The sequence below is a fragment of the Vreelandella mediterranea genome (genome assembly GCF_970647075.1).
The window spans coordinates 2,211,303-2,227,807 of sequence record NZ_OZ310198.1; the positions used below are offsets into that span (position 1 = coordinate 2,211,303).

Annotated in this window: 9 protein-coding genes; all 9 read right to left on the minus strand. The window is 57.1% G+C overall.

Features of this window, described 5'->3' with window-relative positions; genetic code table 11:
• Nucleotides 1-22 precede the first annotated feature (22 nt).
• The 9 genes from pgm to ACWFVE_RS10350 all read right to left on the minus strand — a co-directional run bounded on the left by pgm (nt 23) and on the right by ACWFVE_RS10350 (nt 16,504).
• Entirely contained in the window at nt 23-1,648 is a 1,626-nt protein-coding gene (gene pgm, locus ACWFVE_RS10310; RefSeq protein ID WP_447529182.1) for a phosphoglucomutase (alpha-D-glucose-1,6-bisphosphate-dependent), read from the minus strand.
• Between the two features lie 698 nt (nt 1,649-2,346).
• Nucleotides 2,347-3,387, minus strand: coding sequence for a glycosyltransferase family 1 protein (locus ACWFVE_RS10315; protein ID WP_447529183.1), 1,041 nt, complete (start codon nt 3,385-3,387; stop codon nt 2,347-2,349).
• Nucleotides 3,388-3,510: 123 nt separating this feature from the next.
• On the minus strand, nt 3,511-5,748 hold the full coding sequence (locus ACWFVE_RS10320; protein ID WP_447529184.1) for a glycosyltransferase family 2 protein: 2,238 nt from the start codon (nt 5,746-5,748) through the stop codon (nt 3,511-3,513).
• Between the two features lie 105 nt (nt 5,749-5,853).
• Nucleotides 5,854-7,248, minus strand: coding sequence for an alginate O-acetyltransferase AlgX-related protein (locus ACWFVE_RS10325; RefSeq protein WP_447529185.1), 1,395 nt, complete (start codon nt 7,246-7,248; stop codon nt 5,854-5,856).
• 32 nt (nt 7,249-7,280) lie between these two features.
• The gene (locus ACWFVE_RS10330) at nt 7,281-10,301 is read right to left on the minus strand and encodes a glycosyltransferase (RefSeq protein WP_447529186.1); all 3,021 of its coding nucleotides are present in this window, start codon (nt 10,299-10,301) and stop codon (nt 7,281-7,283) included.
• On the minus strand, nt 10,298-12,031 hold the full coding sequence (locus ACWFVE_RS10335) for a hypothetical protein (RefSeq protein WP_447529187.1): 1,734 nt from the start codon (nt 12,029-12,031) through the stop codon (nt 10,298-10,300). Before ACWFVE_RS10335 ends, ACWFVE_RS10330 begins: the two co-directional genes overlap by 4 nt.
• Nucleotides 12,032-12,104: 73 nt before the next feature.
• Nucleotides 12,105-12,884 (minus strand): hypothetical protein, encoded by a 780-nt coding sequence (locus tag ACWFVE_RS10340; protein ID WP_447529188.1) that lies wholly within the window; start codon nt 12,882-12,884, stop codon nt 12,105-12,107.
• Between the two features lie 47 nt (nt 12,885-12,931).
• A complete protein-coding gene (locus ACWFVE_RS10345) occupies nt 12,932-13,759 on the minus strand; it encodes a glycosyltransferase (RefSeq protein ID WP_447529189.1) in 828 nt (275 codons plus the stop codon).
• 12 nt (nt 13,760-13,771) lie between these two features.
• Nucleotides 13,772-16,504, minus strand: coding sequence for a glycosyltransferase (locus ACWFVE_RS10350; RefSeq protein WP_447529190.1), 2,733 nt, complete (start codon nt 16,502-16,504; stop codon nt 13,772-13,774).
• Nucleotide 16,505: the final 1 nt, after the last annotated feature.

The following is a 16,505-nucleotide window of genomic DNA, read 5'->3' on the forward strand; positions in this document are numbered from 1 at the left end:
TCTCAAGCTGAGCGCTAACGGCTTATTGCGCCAGCACCCCGGCCAGAAGCTGCTGGGCGCTGCGAATCAGCTCATCCAGATGCTCGGGGCCCTTGAAGCTTTCGGCGTAGACCTTGTAAAGCGACTCGGTGCCGCTGGGTCGTGCAGCGAACCAGCCGTTTTCGGTCACGACCTTGATCCCGCCAATACTGGCACCGTTGCCCGGCGCGTTAACGAGCACCGCCGTAATGGCATCCCCGGCCAGGGTATCTACGGTAACACTGTCGGCGCTCAGTTTTTTAAACGCGGCTTTTTCCTCCGGGCGACAGGCGGTGTCGACTCGCTTGTAGCTGGGCGTGCCCAAACGCTCGGTGAGTTCCTGGTAGTACGCGCTGGGTGTTTTGCCGGTGACCGCCATGATCTCGGCTGCCAGCAGGCACAGCGCAATGCCATCCTTGTCCGTGGACCAGGCGTTGCCATCGCGGGTGAGCAGGCTTGCCCCGGCGCTCTCTTCACCGCCAAAGCCCAAATACCCTTCGTGCAGCCCTTCTACGAACCACTTAAAGCCGACCGGCACTTCATAAAGCTCACGCCCGTGGGAGGCCACCACGCGGTCGATCATCGAGGACGATACCAGGGTCTTGCCGATCTTGAGTGCGCCCGCCCCGCTGCTTGGCCACTGGGGGCGGTAGCTCAGCAGATAATCCACGCATACCGCTAAAAAGTGGTTGGGGTTCATCAACCCGCCTGCATCCACGATGCCGTGGCGGTCGGCGTCCGGGTCGTTGCCGAAGGCGATATCGAAGCGGTCTTTGATTTCCAGCAGGTTGGCCATGGCCGCGGGGCTTGAGCAGTCCATGCGGGTTTTGCCGTCGTGGTCCGCCGGCATGAAGCCGAAGGCGGGGTCGACGGTGGTATTGACCACTTCGACATTGACCGCGTAGCGCATCAAAATGGCCTGCCATACCGGCAAGGCGGTACCGCCCATGGGGTCGGCGCCCAGGGTCAGCCCCGCCTTTTCGATCGCCTCGATATCCACGACCTGGGGCAGGTTTTCGACATAAAGACCAGTGAAGTCGAACTCGGTGGCGTGTTCCAGCGCCTGTTCGAGCGCTACCCTGGGCACATCATCGATACGGGTGAGGTAGTCGTTGGCGCGCGCTTCGATCCAGCCGGTCGCCTCGGTGTCTGCCGGGCCACCGTGGTAGGGGTTGTACTTGATGCCGCCATCTTCCGGCGGGTTGTGGGACGGCGTGATGATCAGGCCATCTGCCCGGAGCGCATTTTTGTTGGCGTTGTGTTGCAGGATGGCGTGGCTGACCAGGGGCGTGGCGGTATAACCCCGGTCCTTTTCGATATTCACCGTCACGTTATTCGCCGCCAATACCTGAAGCACGCACTCCCAGGCCGGGCGCGACAGCGCGTGGGTATCCAGCCCTAAAAACAGCGGCCCCTGGTAGCCCGCATCCACCCGGTAGTCCACCACGGCCTGGGTAATCGCCCAAATATGCGCAGCGTTGAAGGTGCGATCCGTGGCGCGGCCACGGTGGCCCGAGGTACCAAACGCCACGCGCTCGGCGGCTGCCTCGGCGTTGGGGGTTTGTTCATAAAACGCGTTTAAAAGGGCTTCCACATGCACCTCCTTTGCAAAAAATAATGACGATCCCATAGAGAAGATACTACTACAAACCTCCCGCAAAACTCTAAACGCTTACGCGTAGGTCTTCGTCAGCGATCTCTTTATGCGGGTATCGTGGCCCAAGGAAGGCTGGCGCCTTCCATCGCCCAATGGAATTGGGCTCCTACAAAACCCGCAGGCGATCCGGGTTCGCCACCCGCACCGTAGGAGCAGGCTTTAGCCAGCGATTTCTTTATGCGGGCACCGCGGCCAGGGAAGGCTGGCGCCTTCCATCGCCCAATGGAATTGGGCTCCTACAAGAGCCGACGACGATCCGGGTTCACTACCCGCACCGTAGGAGCAGGCTTTAGCCAGCGATTTCTTTATGCGGGCACCGCGGCCAAGGAAGGCTGGCGCCTTCCATCGCCCAATGGAATTGGGCTCCTACAAAAGCCGACGACGATCCGGGTTCACTACCTGCACCGTAGGAGCAGGCTTTAGCCAGCGATTTCTTTATGCGGGCACCGCGGCCCAGGGAAGGCTGGCGCCTTCCATCGCCGAAGTGTCGGACCACCAATGAATTGGGCTCCTACAAAAGCCAGCGGCGATCCGGGTTCGCCACCTGCACCGTAGGAGCAGGCTTCAGCCAGCGATCTGTTTATGCGGGCACCGCGGCCTGGGAAGGCTAGAGCCTTCCATCGCCCAATGGAATTGGGCTCCTACAAAAGCCGGCGGCAATTCGAGGTTGGCTATATATTCATCCAAAATTCGGCGGTATGTTCAGGGTTGCCGATGCGTTGGGCGTCCTGGGCGGCCTGGGTGGCCATTTGGGCGGTGGCTTGGGGATTTTCCAGCAGTTGGGTGATGGCGGCTTGCCACTGCTTGGGGTCGTCGTTTGCCAACAGGCCGTTTTCGCCGTGGCGTACGACCTCGGTGTAGGGGTAGCGGTTGGAGTACACGCCTACTGCGCCCATGGCGGCGATATCCAGAAACTTGATGAAGGATTTACCCCCGTTGAAGGGGGTATCCCATAGCGGCGCCAGCCCGATGTGTATGCGCTGGCGGCGCTGGTAGGCCTGAAATGCCGGCCAGCCAAGCGGTGTGGGTGTGTCTACCCGGGGAAGCGTTGCCAGTGCGGGGGGCGTGTATTCACCCAGCATGATTTCCAGGCGGGTGTCATCGCGGTGGGTTTGCAAAGCGCTGAGCGCCGGGGCGATATGTTCAAGATCCGGCAGGTGGGCGCGGGTGCCGTGAAAGCCCAATTGCCACGGGCTTTCACTACTCGGGCCTTTCTCGAAATGATGGCGTGAAGGCAGCGGCGCCAGCAAAGCCGGTGTGAGTACCCGAACGTTTTTATGCAAAGCGCGTAGCCGCTGGGCCAGCTGTTCGCTGCAGGCCACAACGGTATCGGACAGAGCAAACAGGCGGGGCTGAAGCGCGGCAATGCGCGCCATGCGTTCGCGGTATGCGCTGGGCAGCGCCGTGTCGCGTGCAGCAGCTGGCAGGTCGTCGTCGATGAGGTAAATGATCGAGCCGAACCGATCACGATGGCGCTCCAGCCACGCAAGCCAGCTCGGCGATAGCGAACGGCAAATCACCAAGTGGTGGTCACGCAAATGCTCACGCAAGCGCCATTGCCGCCACCAGGCCGATACGGAGGTACGCGAAGCAAGCACCCGCTGAACGCGATACCCCTGCGCTTCAAGCAGTGGCGCCGCCGAGGCGAGTAAATAAATATCCTCCGTCGGCCGCGCCCCATCGCTCAATACCGTCCAATGCTGGCCGCTCACAAAGGCTCCTTTAGATGAAGGTGTTGCGGATGATCAACGCTGCCGTTACGTATGTCGCGTGGCACACGCGGGTACAATTCACCATTCACCATTCACCATTCACCACTCACCACTCACCCAACATCAACGCAGCGAGAAATCCTCGTGCACCAGGGTCAGGTTGGGGTTATAGGCGGGGTCGCTGTCCAGCAGCTCGCCCCAGGCTTTACGCATATAGGCGAATTCACGCAGCCAGCGTGCGCGTTTTTCGGGGGTGTTGTCTTGCCCGCGGGAAATCGATTCATGGTGATAAAGCGCCGCGTAAGGGGTCCAGAGATTCCGGTAGCCCGCTTCGCGCACCTTGATACAGAGATCCACATCGTTATAGGCCACGGCCAGGTCCGCCTCGTTCAAGCCGCTCACCTCATCGAACACTGATTTACGCAGCAGCAAACAGGCAGCCGTTACGGCGGAGAGGTTTTGCGTGACCTTCAGGCGGCCCATATAGCCGTCGTCATCGCGCTGAAAGAACCGGTGCGAGTGGCCGGCCATACCGCCCAGGCCCAAGATGACACCGCCATGCTGCACGGTATTATTGGGATAATAGAGCTTGGCGCCCACACAGCCGATGTCCGGACGCGAAACCTGCTCGACCATTTCGGTCAGCCACGTGCCCTCGGTCGGCTCGACGTCGTTATTGATCAACCCGATAATGCTGCCCTTGGCCTGGGCGGCACCGAAGTTGTTGATCGAAGAGTAGTTGAACGGGTGGTTGTAGTGGATCACCCTCACCCGTGAGTCCCGCGCTTCTACATCCTTTAGATACGCAAGCGTTTCCTTACAGCTACTTTGGTTATCCAGAATCAGCAGCTCGAAATGGGTGTAGTCGGTGCGCTCCAGAAGAGCATCCACACAGGGGCGCAGAATATGCACGCCGTCGCGGGTGGGCACCAGCAAACTCACGAGCGGTTCCGGTTCCGGCATGGGCCACTGCACACGCTGGGTGCCGGGCAGTAACCCTTCACTTACGCGGGTATTAGCCCCCAGCGCTTTAAAATGGTGCTGCAGCAGGGATACAAAACTGGTTTCAGCACCACTTTGCGCGCCGTGGTAAGCAATGTGGGGCACGTGGGCAAACCACGCCGGCGTAAACGCTGGTTGCCGGGTAATGCTCAAAAGCTGGGCATAATCGAGCCAGTCCGGGTCTTGGGCGTGCTCGCCGCCAGCCTCTAAACCCAAGGGGTTCAATATCCCGCGCTGATAACACACCCCGCGGCCCATATAGGGCATGGCGTATAGAAAATCGGCGTTGTATTCCGGCTTAAACTGCGGCGAATTGCGCACGCCCTGCTCGTCCAGGCTGTCCTCATCGGCGACCAGCACCTGGGCGGCGGGGTTATCCGCCGAAATGCGCGCGGCGTGGTAAAGCGCGTTGTCCGCCAGGCGGTCGCCTGGGCGCAGAAAATACACCCAATCGCCTGCTGTATGGTCCAGGGCTTCGCTTCGCTGCTCGGCAATCGAGGACGACGGCGTTTCAACAACCTCTAAAAAGGCAAGCTCTTGCTGCCATTCGCTCAACCAGGCCGCCAGGCGTTGGTGCTGACGCGGCGAAAGCAGTAAAAGCGCTTGGCGTGGCGAAAGCGATTGTTCCGCAACGCTGGCAAGCGTGGGATATAGCCACTGTTTGAGCTGCTTGAGCGAGCGCTTTTGTTCGCCGGCAACCGCGATAACGACGCTACAGGCAAAATCTTTATAGGCGGCCGCTTCATGTTCATCCGGCGCGCGGCGCTGCTCGATCTGTTGAATCCACTGCTGATAGTGGCGCCGGGTCGACATGCTAATGAAGGTGCTGTCGTAATCCTCCCGCGCTAGCGTCTGCCATTTGCGGCTCTGTTTGCGAGCCTGCTGTTTGAGGCTGACCAGTACTTCGTCAGTCGTTAGGTCGCGGTAATGCTGGTGGGTACTCACCAGGCGCTGCAAAAGCCGATTATAAGCAAACGTGGGGGTCAGCCAAACAAACCGAAAATGGCTGTAGGAGAACGTACACGCCACATGGGATGGCCTGAGCGTGATCTTCTTCACGCCCCAGGGAACGAACACCAGCCTCTTGGTGGTTTTACCCATCCGCAGTGGAAAATCGACCGTGATCGAGCGCCGGACGGTTTCGATGGTCAGTGTGGCGACGATGCCGCTGATATCCCGGTCGCAGGCGATCTCGAGCATGTTCCAGCCCGCCCAGGGGAGCTGGCCTTCGAGTTTGAACTGCGCTTCTGCGCCCGTAGCCTGCCACTCGCCGGGGCGTTCGGTTGGAACGAGTTGCTGCTGGGGAATGAAGTGCAGCGGTGAACGATGGTGCAGATACCGTTTATTACTTGTTGCCATTTGATTCTTCTTCGTAGTTCTTTTTCATGGTACCTGACACGATCTCACTCATAAAAAATGGACATATTAACAGCCCGATGCGCCCACGGCATCCAGGCAACACGATTAGAGCGCCACCCAGGGCGTTAGGCCAAGCGACTGGATCAACGCATCATCGGTACTTACGCCTACCTGACGCTTGGTCACCTGTTCCTTCTCCTCGGGTGTCAAACGTGCGCGTTTTTCTTCGATTAGCGCTTTTAACGCCTGCTTGGGTTTGGGAACCTGCACCACGAAACGCGCATTGGTTTGTACGACCAGGTACTCGGGTTTAACAGCGTCCACGAGGTCCGGGTCCAGGTTACCAGCGCTATGCACGAACACGATACGAGTGAACAGACGACTCAAATAGCTCAGCATGGAATAGCTGGAAGAAGACCCAAAGACCACACAGGTAGCAGACACCAGCGCCTGTTCGTAGTGAATGACCAGCAAGCGGCCGAAGTTGGGTAAGCCGTTATCGAAATAGCGGTGATTGATGAAGCCAAAAGACTTCAACGCCTCGGTTTCGCTGCGTTTTTCTGGCGAAAACTTACTGCCCAAATCGCCTGTATGCATATAAACCCGATAACGATCACCTTCAAAAACGCCATTGACGGCGTCCGGGCTTAGGCCAAGCGACTGGGCTAGCGCTTTGGTCGCTACCATGGCGCCACGGTGTGTCCAGTGGGTATCGGTTTGAATAAAAGCGTCATCATTCAGCGCTTTCAACTCATTAGCCGGATACACGAACCCGGCGGCGCCAGGCAAGGTTAAAAGCTGGTGGATCGGCCCGCCGGAACCCTCTTCTACAGGATGATAGCGCGGCCCCATCACACTCTCCTTGGAGGGCGCCACGATAACCGCGCTTTTAGCGTTCTGACGCTTTGCCAGTGCGTTCAAGTCGCTCAGGTACGTCTGCCATTTTTCCAGGCCTTCATCGGTCAGTAGTAAACGCCCACGGTACTGATCCACGCTATTATTGGTATCGTTATCCAAAAACAGCCACCCCTGCTTGCCCTCCAATACTTTAAGGGCTTGCTCAGGCGGTACATCATCGGTATTGGCAATATCCACACTTTGCAGCAGCCATAACTTGCCCTGAAGTTCGAGGCAGAGGCTGAACGCTTGAATGTGCGGGGGGATAGTAAAACGAAACCCACAGCAGCACTGAGGGTGGCTGTCAGGGTCGGCCTCTAGCACCCGCTCGATGACGTCCGGGCGTTCTACCTCTAAAGGGTAGCGCAGCTCGAACGTGCTCTCCCACTGCGCAACGATATGGGCACTGGGCAATCGGTCCATAAAGGCGTCGTCAAGAAGCACCCAGCCCTGCACGACGCGGCCAGAAGAAACAAACCGTGGTTCGCGGGTAGTAGAAGGGTAATCCAGCTCCCAACGAAACACCGGCGTACTGCCGGTATCTTCTGAACTCTCGGGCCAGTGCCGTTTTAACCAACGCTTTACATCACCTGTTGTACTCAAACGGTCTATTTCCTTTTAACCTGGAACGAGCTTTAAAACGCTTTATTCAACACCTTGTAACTTTGTTCAAGCGCGACTTTTAAAGTATCGCTACTAAAATCGCTTAGCGCTCTTGCCCTGCCCGCTTCGCCCATTTGCTGGCAACGCTTTGGTGAGCGGCTTAGCTTTTCGATCTTGTTGGCAACGCGGGCCGTTTTCGCGAAGGCCACCAAATATCCGGTACGCCCATTAACGACAAGTTCCGGTATCGCGCCCCACCGGTAGGCCACTACCGGGCGCCCTGCGGCCATCGCCTCGAGCACCGTACGCCCAAATGACTCCTGGAAGCGAGAGAGGTTCACTACCATATCCACCTCAGCCAGCGCTTTTTCCGGGGATTCGACGTAACCGGCGTACACCACATTCCCCGGCGCGCCTGAAGCCTCCTGGCGCGCCAGCAGTTGGCTCAACGCCGGGCCAGGCGGGCCATATAGGCGAAACTTGATATGAGGGGCGCGCTCGGCAAGAAGTGCCGCCACGGCTTCGATATCATCGAGCCCTTTTTTAGCCACGTTGCTGCTCAACATGCCCACCCAAAACTCGCCGGCCGGGCGCACGGGGTGTTGGGCCAAGGCAAGCAGCGGTGCCATGTCGATGGTATTGGGCACCACACGAATAGGCGCTTTAGAAGTACCACGGGCACTGTTGGCAAAGGCTTTAGCCACGGTAGACGAATTGGCGATGATCAAATCAGCGCTGGTATGTACCCGGGTAACGATTTCTTCAGTAGAAGCGCCCAAAATGGCGCGCAGCGCTTCATCATGAGCGGGCAACTCACGCACATGCACCACCCGGGGCAAGCCTGCCTGGCGGGCGGCCTCGAGCGGTTCATCCAATACCAGCGTATTGGCATGGACTGCTTTCACCTCAAAGCGTTTTATCAAACGCTCGATATGTGAAACCGTTTCAAGGTTAGGCGCTTTGCCCTGTTGCCACCAACCATACGGAATGACCGCTAGCGCCGCACAGCGTTCGAGCAGCATGGCCTCGAAACGCGCATTCCCTGCCTCGGGCAACAAAACGATCACGTTCCACTGCAAAGCCTTCATGGCTTCGAGCACATCGAGCAGGCTGCGCTCGGCGCCAAACAGCGTTTTACCCAGTTGATGACCACAAAGCATGACCGTGGGCTGCAAGTCCTTTACGCACTTGCCTTCCCATACGGGCAGCGCTTTCTCACTCGTTGTGCTGCCCGCTTTTTCATTCAGCAAATAGTGGGCCCAGGGCTCTAAACCGCTTTCCTGAAGGGGTTGTTCGAAGCGGCGCCGATAACCCGAGGTGGAAAAGCCGGGGCCCGGGTCGCGCCCTTCCTGGGAGCCCACCGTGCAAAAATGCTGAAAAGGCTCGATCATGGCGGACTGTAGATCAACGTAACGCGCCAGATACCAGCCGGGGTCGAAAAGCGCAGAGGCTTGCAGCGCGTCCTCGGCACTATACACGCCGGGTGGTGGGGCGCTAGTAGCGCGTAACATGGCGCTGGGGGCATAAAAAGGCCGCGCGCCGGGTTTTGGTTTTAGGTAGAGATCCGTGGGGGCATTGGCCTGGGCGTGCCAGCGTTTGGCCGCCGCAATGTAGTAGTAGCGCATGCCGCTAAATTGCGAAGCCAAGTGCGAGGCGCTTTGCTGGCTCAAGGAGTGAATGCTGGAGCGCCCGAAGGAAACGGGAATACCGGGCAGCACCTCTTCAATGCTGCGCGGGCCGAAAGCCGCCTCGATCCGCTGGCGGTATTCGGTATCGGCGTTGACACTTACCTCATCCCAAAACCCCAGGGTGTCGACCACCTCGCGCTTGACCATCAAAGAGGAGATGTTGGGGTACACCCAGCCGTGCTCATCCAACCGCCAGCGGTGAAACAAAAGTTCGGGCGTGGTTCTTACCCAATAGGAGAGCGTCGCCTTTATGCTTTCATCACGGCCTAGCGCCTCGGCCTGGCGAACCAGTTTTTCAGGATGGGACCAATCGTCGCTATCATGAATGGTGATGAACGCTGCATTGGCATGGGCAGCGCCGGTATTACGTGCCGCGTAAGCCCCCTGGTTTTGCTCGTGGCGAACCAGCTTCAACGTTACGTGACCGGGGCAGCGTGCCTGCCAGTGTTCAACGACGGCCACCGAATCATCACCACTGGCATCGTCGACGGCGATGATTTCCAGGCATACGCCTTGCTGAGCAAAAAGCCCCTGCAAAGCGGTGCCCAAGGTACTGGCTGCGTTGTAAACCGGGACAATGACCGATATGAGCGGCGGGGCAACCTGTGGTGTTCGATCACCAGCTGCCGCAGACAGATTATCCAGCGCCAAGGGCTCGTTCTCGAGCGGTTTTACCAGAGGGTTCAAGCCATGGCGTGTGTAAAATCGATTTAGCGTGGTGAGCACTTCGTTTTCGAAACCCGCGTGTTCCACCCGATTGTCCAGAAAGCGCCGGGCGTTGGCATTCGCCAGCGCTGTATCGGCAGTTTCGGGAAAGGCCCGGTTCAAATAGGTGAGCGCTTGCTTTAAAAACGCCTGGTACTGTTTACTCCCGCCCTTTTCAATTAAAAACCGGCAACACGCTTCCACCAAAATAAGCGCTGGATTAGGCGAAAGCGCTACGCCCTGTTGAACCAGCTTTTCGCAGGATTCTATCAGCCTTCCCTTGGGCGTAAGCAGTCGAACGACCCGGTCCCACTGCTCTTGCCAACGGTACCAGCGTGCGAGTGCCAGCCTGGCCGTGTAGCGCTCGGCTGCCGTGGCACTCGGGGCTTCCAGCAGCCCATTAAGCCTGGCAAGAATAACGCCGTGTGCGCCCCGCCAAAGGGCGTGGTCCCACTCCAGGGCACGATTACGTCGAGGCAGCCGGTTTTCGAAGCGGCCGTGGCGCCAGTAGTGCTGCCAAGGGTCCATGCCCGCTTCTCGAACATCCGGGTTGGCATTTAGGTACCACGACGCGTCAAATTCCGAGCGCGCCAACACCTCGTCAGCGTCTTCGCGTTGACGAGGTGTTATGCCCAACAGGTGTTTAAACCGCTCTATCATTGCGGGCGGGGCTCGCGCTCTTCCTTGATACCAGAACGGAGGTAGTGCAGCAGCGGATTAATGCCGGTTGCGGCGATATCCGGATAGGCACGAAGGTAGCCCGCACTATCGAAGTGCGGCGAGGGGTCGCGCCCTTCAAAGCCGCCGAATTTCAAATAATGAAGCGCCGGTTTCTGGCCATACTGCGTTTCGCTTGCGATATCCGGGTACTGGTTTAGATACCACTGACCATCGAACCACTGGCTGGCTTCGAGTTCCGCTACTTCTTCTTGCTGCTTGCGCTGGGCGCGTTTGCGCTGGCTACGCGTTCCCTTTTTTAGGGAGCTACTCGGCGAGGCGTTCGACGCCTCTTGAGCCTTACTGGCGCTTAGCTGTTCCTGCTTTAAAGCTTCAAGCTGCGCCTCTTTCTTTTCCATGGCGGCGGTCAAATCGCCCAGCTCTTCAAAGCGAGCAGCCAACTCTTTATCTCGGCTTTGCAAAAGCTCTTCCAGCTTGGCAATCTTCGAAAGCGCCTTGTTCTCGCGGGCCGCAGCATCGCCATAGGCCGCCTCGGACGCATCGACACTATCGCGTAACTCGCTGATCTGCTCTTTGCGCTCTTCGTCTTTTACTTGGGCTTTAGCCAACTGGCGGCGGAACTCTTTCGCTTCAACCTTCTTCTCTTCATTGCGCTCGTGGAGTTGCGCGGCTCTGCGCTCTGCGTTCTCGCGCTTTTTATCCGCCTCCTCCACCATATTGGTGAGCACCGCTAGCTCGTTAAAGCGGGTACTGATACTGGCGTCTTTTTCGGTAACCCAAACCTCTAAAGCTGTTTTTTCGGCGTTACTTGCCTCGAGTGCGCTTTGTGCTTCGGCCAGCGTTTTGCATACCTGCGCAAGCTCCTCGTTGAGGGTTACAAACTCTTGCTCCCGTGCCTGAAGCGTTTCACTCAGCCTACTGGCCTGCTCGCTACTGGCATTTCGCTCCTGGGATACTTCATCAAGGCGCTGCTGTACATCACTCAGTTTCGCCACGTTCTGATCATTCAGTGCCTGGTCCGCTATGCCACGCCCCAAGCGCGCGAAGATATCGCGAACGGCCCGGGCAGCGCTGGTGGTTTTCCAACGCGCTAAAAGCGTTTCGATGAGCGCGGCAGGCGCCTCGCCTACGATGACGACCCCAAGGCCTTCACCGTGGTGAAACGAAATAGTGCGATAACGTTCTTGCAGGCTGACAAACAGTTCGTAGTTAGCGTGCTGGGCTTCACCACCGTTAATGCCGGAAAGCAAAACGACGCCCTGCGCTGAAATCAATCCAAGCCAGCGCTCGAGGATGAGATCCATATTTTCGTCATTGGCGGCGAGGTCCAATGCGATAATATCGATACCCGGCTGCATGTGCCTGGCAGCACGCGTGGGCGAAGTATTCACCAAGCGGTGGCACCCGCCATAACGGCGCTCAGCGGCAGTGGCAATGTCATTTGCACTTCTTTCATCGCTTACCAGTATGCACTCGGCGTCCGGGTCGGTTCGCATCGTCGCTTGGCAAAACGCCAGGTGCGGGCTACCCGGCCGCGCTCCCAGCGTGACACAACGCTTGGGTTGCATCGTCTCCATCAGCCAAAATATCCAAGGCAGATGCTGCAGCCAGGGGGAAATCTCAACGCTGTCCGGCTGCCAAAACATGGAGCCCTGGGCCAGCGACTGCAAAGGGGCCATAGAGGCAGCCGTCGTTTTTCTTTCAATTTTCATCAAATCATTCCATCGCTTTTAAGCACTACTTCAACGAATTCGAGTCGTCAGGCTGCTATCTTTTTCGGCTACCTTATACCAGGTGCAAATCACCGGCCCAATAACGGCTGGAAAATTTATTTCTCAGCACGGTGTCACGCTCGGAGAGTTTCAAGTTGCTTTTTACAACGCTTTCTTTTATGCCTTTCTTGGCATACTCCAAACTATCTTCATGGTTCATCAAATAAACGATACTAGGCGTTCTGATTAGAACAACGTCACGATTCAACTCTTCGCAGGTTGAATAAAACTTGCCATGGCCATCGAATTTGGAGAAAACCGTACCCTCATCTTCCCAGCTATTTGGTAACTCTTCTTTGGTAAACACGGGTAAAAAACAGGAGCCACAGTGGCGCGCAAACCTTTTATCGAGGAGCTCCATATCGCCATTACGAGCATCAAGGCGGTAGCCGGCATCGATGACGATCGAAACGGCCGGGTCGGCCTTTAAAGCTTCTTCAACCAAATCAGCGCTCACCAGGTCATCGGCATCGACGAAAGCTAGCCGGCACCGCTTATCGCAGTGCTGCTTTACCCAGGAAGCGGCTAAACGCCTTTTTTTAAGCTTATCCCAGCCTTTTCCGCGTTTGCTGGGAGGGCTAAAGGGTGCCGTAATGAACGTGATAGAACGCCAATCTATTTTTTCCATTTGTGGCTTTTCATGGCCAACTATGACGATATGAAATTTTTGACTGGTCGACTTCTGAATAGTGGCTACTGTTGTCTCGAGCATTTGGCATACCCGCTGCCAATCCGCCGCGTTCACTTGCGACTTTAGCGATATACAAAATACAACCTGATCATCAACAATCATTCAAACCACCTGATAAAGAAAGCTTAAAACCAAGCTTCGTCTTTTTTCTATAATCCGGATGAAACAAACGCAAATCGCTTCTTCATGTCATCCAGGTCGTTCTGGTCCAGAGGGGCCATTCGGTCCTTGTCACGCTCTCTTCCTGCGTGGGCAACCAGGTCACTATGGGCGTGCTCGGTTCTAATGAACATGCGCCTTCTCGAATCCATCACCACCGGGTAGCGTTTATCGACGTTTGTATGGTTGCCGGTCGAGAATACAGCGAAAGGCTCTTCGACTTCGTCTTTCGAAGCGACTGTCTTGACGAAAGCCAACCCTTGCGCATTGTTTATTTGCCGATGCTGGTAGTGGCCAGTATACGCATTGCCATCGTAAACACTTAAAATCCCCTCGGGAAACGTAACGCAGTAATCTTCGTGGTGCGGCTGCATATGCTGCTCGAGTACATCGCAAAAATCACTGGCTAACGCATCGTCATCATCCAACCGGACCGTTGCGTAGCATAGCGGGTATTCAAGCGTCTCAATCTCTTTGGCTACTCTAAGATCGATTTGCCTATTCAATGCTTTTTCACTGCGCACCTTGACAATTTTCAGCCATGTTCTTTCGTCGGCCAATTCCCGCAGGCGTGATTCGAACTCATCGGGTAACTCCTGGGAAATAAACACCAGCGCGGTGGCGCGCGCGGGGTCTACCATGCTATCCAACCCCGGCAGCGTAACATTCTCAAAAAGCGCCTGATGCGTTAGCAACCTGTCTCTATCGAACAGGTTCTTTTTGTAGACCTCCATTTCCACACTGTTACCAATCGCCCAGGCACTCTTGCTTTTGGTAAAAACGCTATACCGAATGAGGAAAAAACTATGCTTTCTCATGGTTTGATGTCCTTATCCCATTTTGGATTGGCCGGTTTCAATCAAGCGCTGCTCTTCAGCAATGCCCAGGCGCGCCAGGTGAACGTCGTAGCCAAACAAACCTCGAACGACCTGGAGCGCCACACGCACCTGTTCCTGGTAACGCGCGGGATCATTAACCAGTTCTTCGATCACAGGAACCACCTCTTCCGGGCGCGCATATACGGCAGCTTCACCGAACAGCGGCTTGTATTTCGGGTCGATGATGACCGGCACCCCCGCGGCCATGGCTTCGAACATGACCCGCCCAAACGCCTCTATCCAATCCGAATGGGTATAGTAGACGTAAAAATCGAGCTCGCGTAAGAACGTCGCTGGGTGAACCGAGCCAAATTCGTGCACGACCCAGTTGCCGGGCAAACGGCCGAGTATCTCTACCGGTGTTTGCGCCCCGCCCAGCACTTCGATCGAAAACCGGGTGTCGTCCGGGTAGAGTTGGGAAAGTACTTCAGCGGATTCCGGCCACTTGACGTACTGGTCGCGGGAATGGCGGCCAATGCGAATAGGCAGCCCTTGCACGGCGTGCGCCGAGCGCTGCCACTCATCTACGTTGATGATATTGACCCAGTCTTCTTCTGCCAACGCCACGCCGGTGAGCTCGCTGGCGTGATGGTCATGAAGCGAGGCGCGTACCAGCGGTCCGATAGGATACCAGCGCGGCTCTTTTCCAAAGGCCTGAACGATATGCTCCTGGCAGGTGGGGATATCATAAAGCGTGGCGCCGGTTTCACTGTATTCGCGTTTCGGCGGTTGATTCACGATGACCGAAATACGCGCTGCATCCACCTGGGGCAGTCGGTCGGGCAGGTTTTGAACCACCGGTGGATGACGAATCACCAGGTGGTCACAGGTGACCCGCTCGCCTGGTACGATAAACGACACCCCTTCGCCATCTACCAAATCGCGCACGTTTTCGTTAATCGTGCGCCCGGGGTTCAAATCGTAACGCGGCATGTTGAGTAAGCCGGTGCGCAGGCCAAAATGCGTTTGCGCCTTGATCTCTTCAATGTTGGAGTGGCTGGTACCGCCAGGTAAACGAAAATCCGAAGCAATGATGACGTCATAGTGGGTACGTGAGACGCCCTTATCCGCCCGCATGGGGCCTGGCTGGGCAAACTGCTTCCCGGCCCCCTCTTTGCCATAGCGTAGCGGCGTTGCGTTTATATCCGCACGCTTACGCCAATAAGCTGCCGACTCGTCGTACTCCTTGCGGGCACCGGTTTTGAAGCCCAGGTAGCCGAAGTCGCTATCGGCGGTCAATGAACCCGCTGCCTGGCGCTGAAAGCAAAGCGGTGCGCCGTCTAGCGTGGCTACAGCCTCTTGCCCAAATGCCTGGCGCAGCCGGGCCAGAAACTCGGAATCTGCCGCGAAGCGCACTTTGTCCCAATAACCCAGCTTCTCCTGTACCGGTACACGGCGGAACATAAGAGAAGAGAGGTTCATAAGAAGGAAAGAGCGCGCCTTGGGCCGCAAATAGATGCCGCCATCTTCACGTAAGCGAATTTGCGACGAGCAGTTGGCGATAACGCCGGGGTTCGCTTCTAAATGTTCTAGCTGGGTTTCGATCTTGCGTGGGTGTGACCAGTCATCGGCATCGTGCGTGGTGACGAACTCGCCCGTGCAGTGGTCCAGCGCACGGTTGCGTGCGGCGTAAGGGCCTTCATTCACCTGGGTGGTCAGCACGCTAATGCGCGCATCCTGTGCGGCATAGCGCTGTGCGACGGCCACGGTTTCATCGGTGCTGGCATCATCGCTAACGATGATCTCAAGCTCACGATGAGACTGGGCCAGCAGTGACTCCAGCGCGGTAGGCAGCATTGCCGCCGCATTATAGGCGGGAATGATAACGCTTACACGCGCCGTAGACGTACTCGCGCTTGTCGCAGTAGCGCCTACTCGTTCGTAAAAACTGGCGTCATCATGAGCCAGCTCGCCGTCGCGGCGAAAATAGAGCGTTTCCAGGTGATGCCGCTGATAAAGCTGGTTGAGAACCTCCAGACGGGCTTGGCTACCTTGCGTCAAATTCAGGTGGCAAAGCGCCCAGTCGTCGTCTCTTAAGCTGGCGGGAACGCTTGCCAGCAGCTCCGCTCCTGTATCGAGCTGGCCTAACCGCGCGTATACTTGGGAGAGCAGCTTTTTGGCGGTTGCCTGCGGCTGTTCATCCTGGGTCGACTCGATATACGCCAGGAAGAACCCGGCGGCTTTTTCCTGAGCGCTACTCTCCTGATTGCCGGCGTACCAAAGCCCCAGTTCCCAAAGCGCAAACTGGCGGGCGATGCCGCTTTCTTCCTGGGCAATGGTTTCAAGCTCCGGGATGGCGACATTGGCCATTTCCAGGCCATAGGCGCGTGCGACCAGGTCTTTAATACGCTGGTGCTGCTTCTTTTTGGTACGGCGACTTTTCAGCTGTGCAGATTCGGCCGCTTGAAGCGACACCCGCGGCGCAGGCAGGCGGTCTTCTTGCTGGCCGTGCATTAAATAGTGGACGAGGGGGCTTTCGCCGGATTTAGCGACATCCGCGTAGGTACTCAAATAGTAACGTGGGTCGAAAAAAGGCGACGGCATGCGCCCCCAGGGCTCACCGTATTTCACGTAGTGAACCACCGGGTCCATCCCGGAGCGCGCGACATCCGGGTAACGCTTTAAGTACCACTTCTCATCGATAAACCCGGAGTGGCGGATAAATTCGATACGCTTCCAATACATG

Coding starts and splice junctions, on each gene's coding strand:
- pgm (WP_447529182.1), bottom strand. CDS start 1,648: ATGGGATCGTCATTATTTTTTGCAAAGGAGGTGCATGTGGAAGCCCTT.
- ACWFVE_RS10320 (WP_447529184.1), bottom strand. CDS start 5,748: ATGGCAACAAGTAATAAACGGTATCTGCACCATCGTTCACCGCTGCAC.
- ACWFVE_RS10330 (WP_447529186.1), bottom strand. CDS start 10,301: ATGATAGAGCGGTTTAAACACCTGTTGGGCATAACACCTCGTCAACGC.
- ACWFVE_RS10335 (WP_447529187.1), bottom strand. CDS start 12,031: ATGAAAATTGAAAGAAAAACGACGGCTGCCTCTATGGCCCCTTTGCAG.
- ACWFVE_RS10340 (WP_447529188.1), bottom strand. CDS start 12,884: ATGATTGTTGATGATCAGGTTGTATTTTGTATATCGCTAAAGTCGCAA.
- ACWFVE_RS10345 (WP_447529189.1), bottom strand. CDS start 13,759: ATGAGAAAGCATAGTTTTTTCCTCATTCGGTATAGCGTTTTTACCAAA.
- ACWFVE_RS10350 (WP_447529190.1), bottom strand. CDS start 16,504: ATGTATTGGAAGCGTATCGAATTTATCCGCCACTCCGGGTTTATCGAT.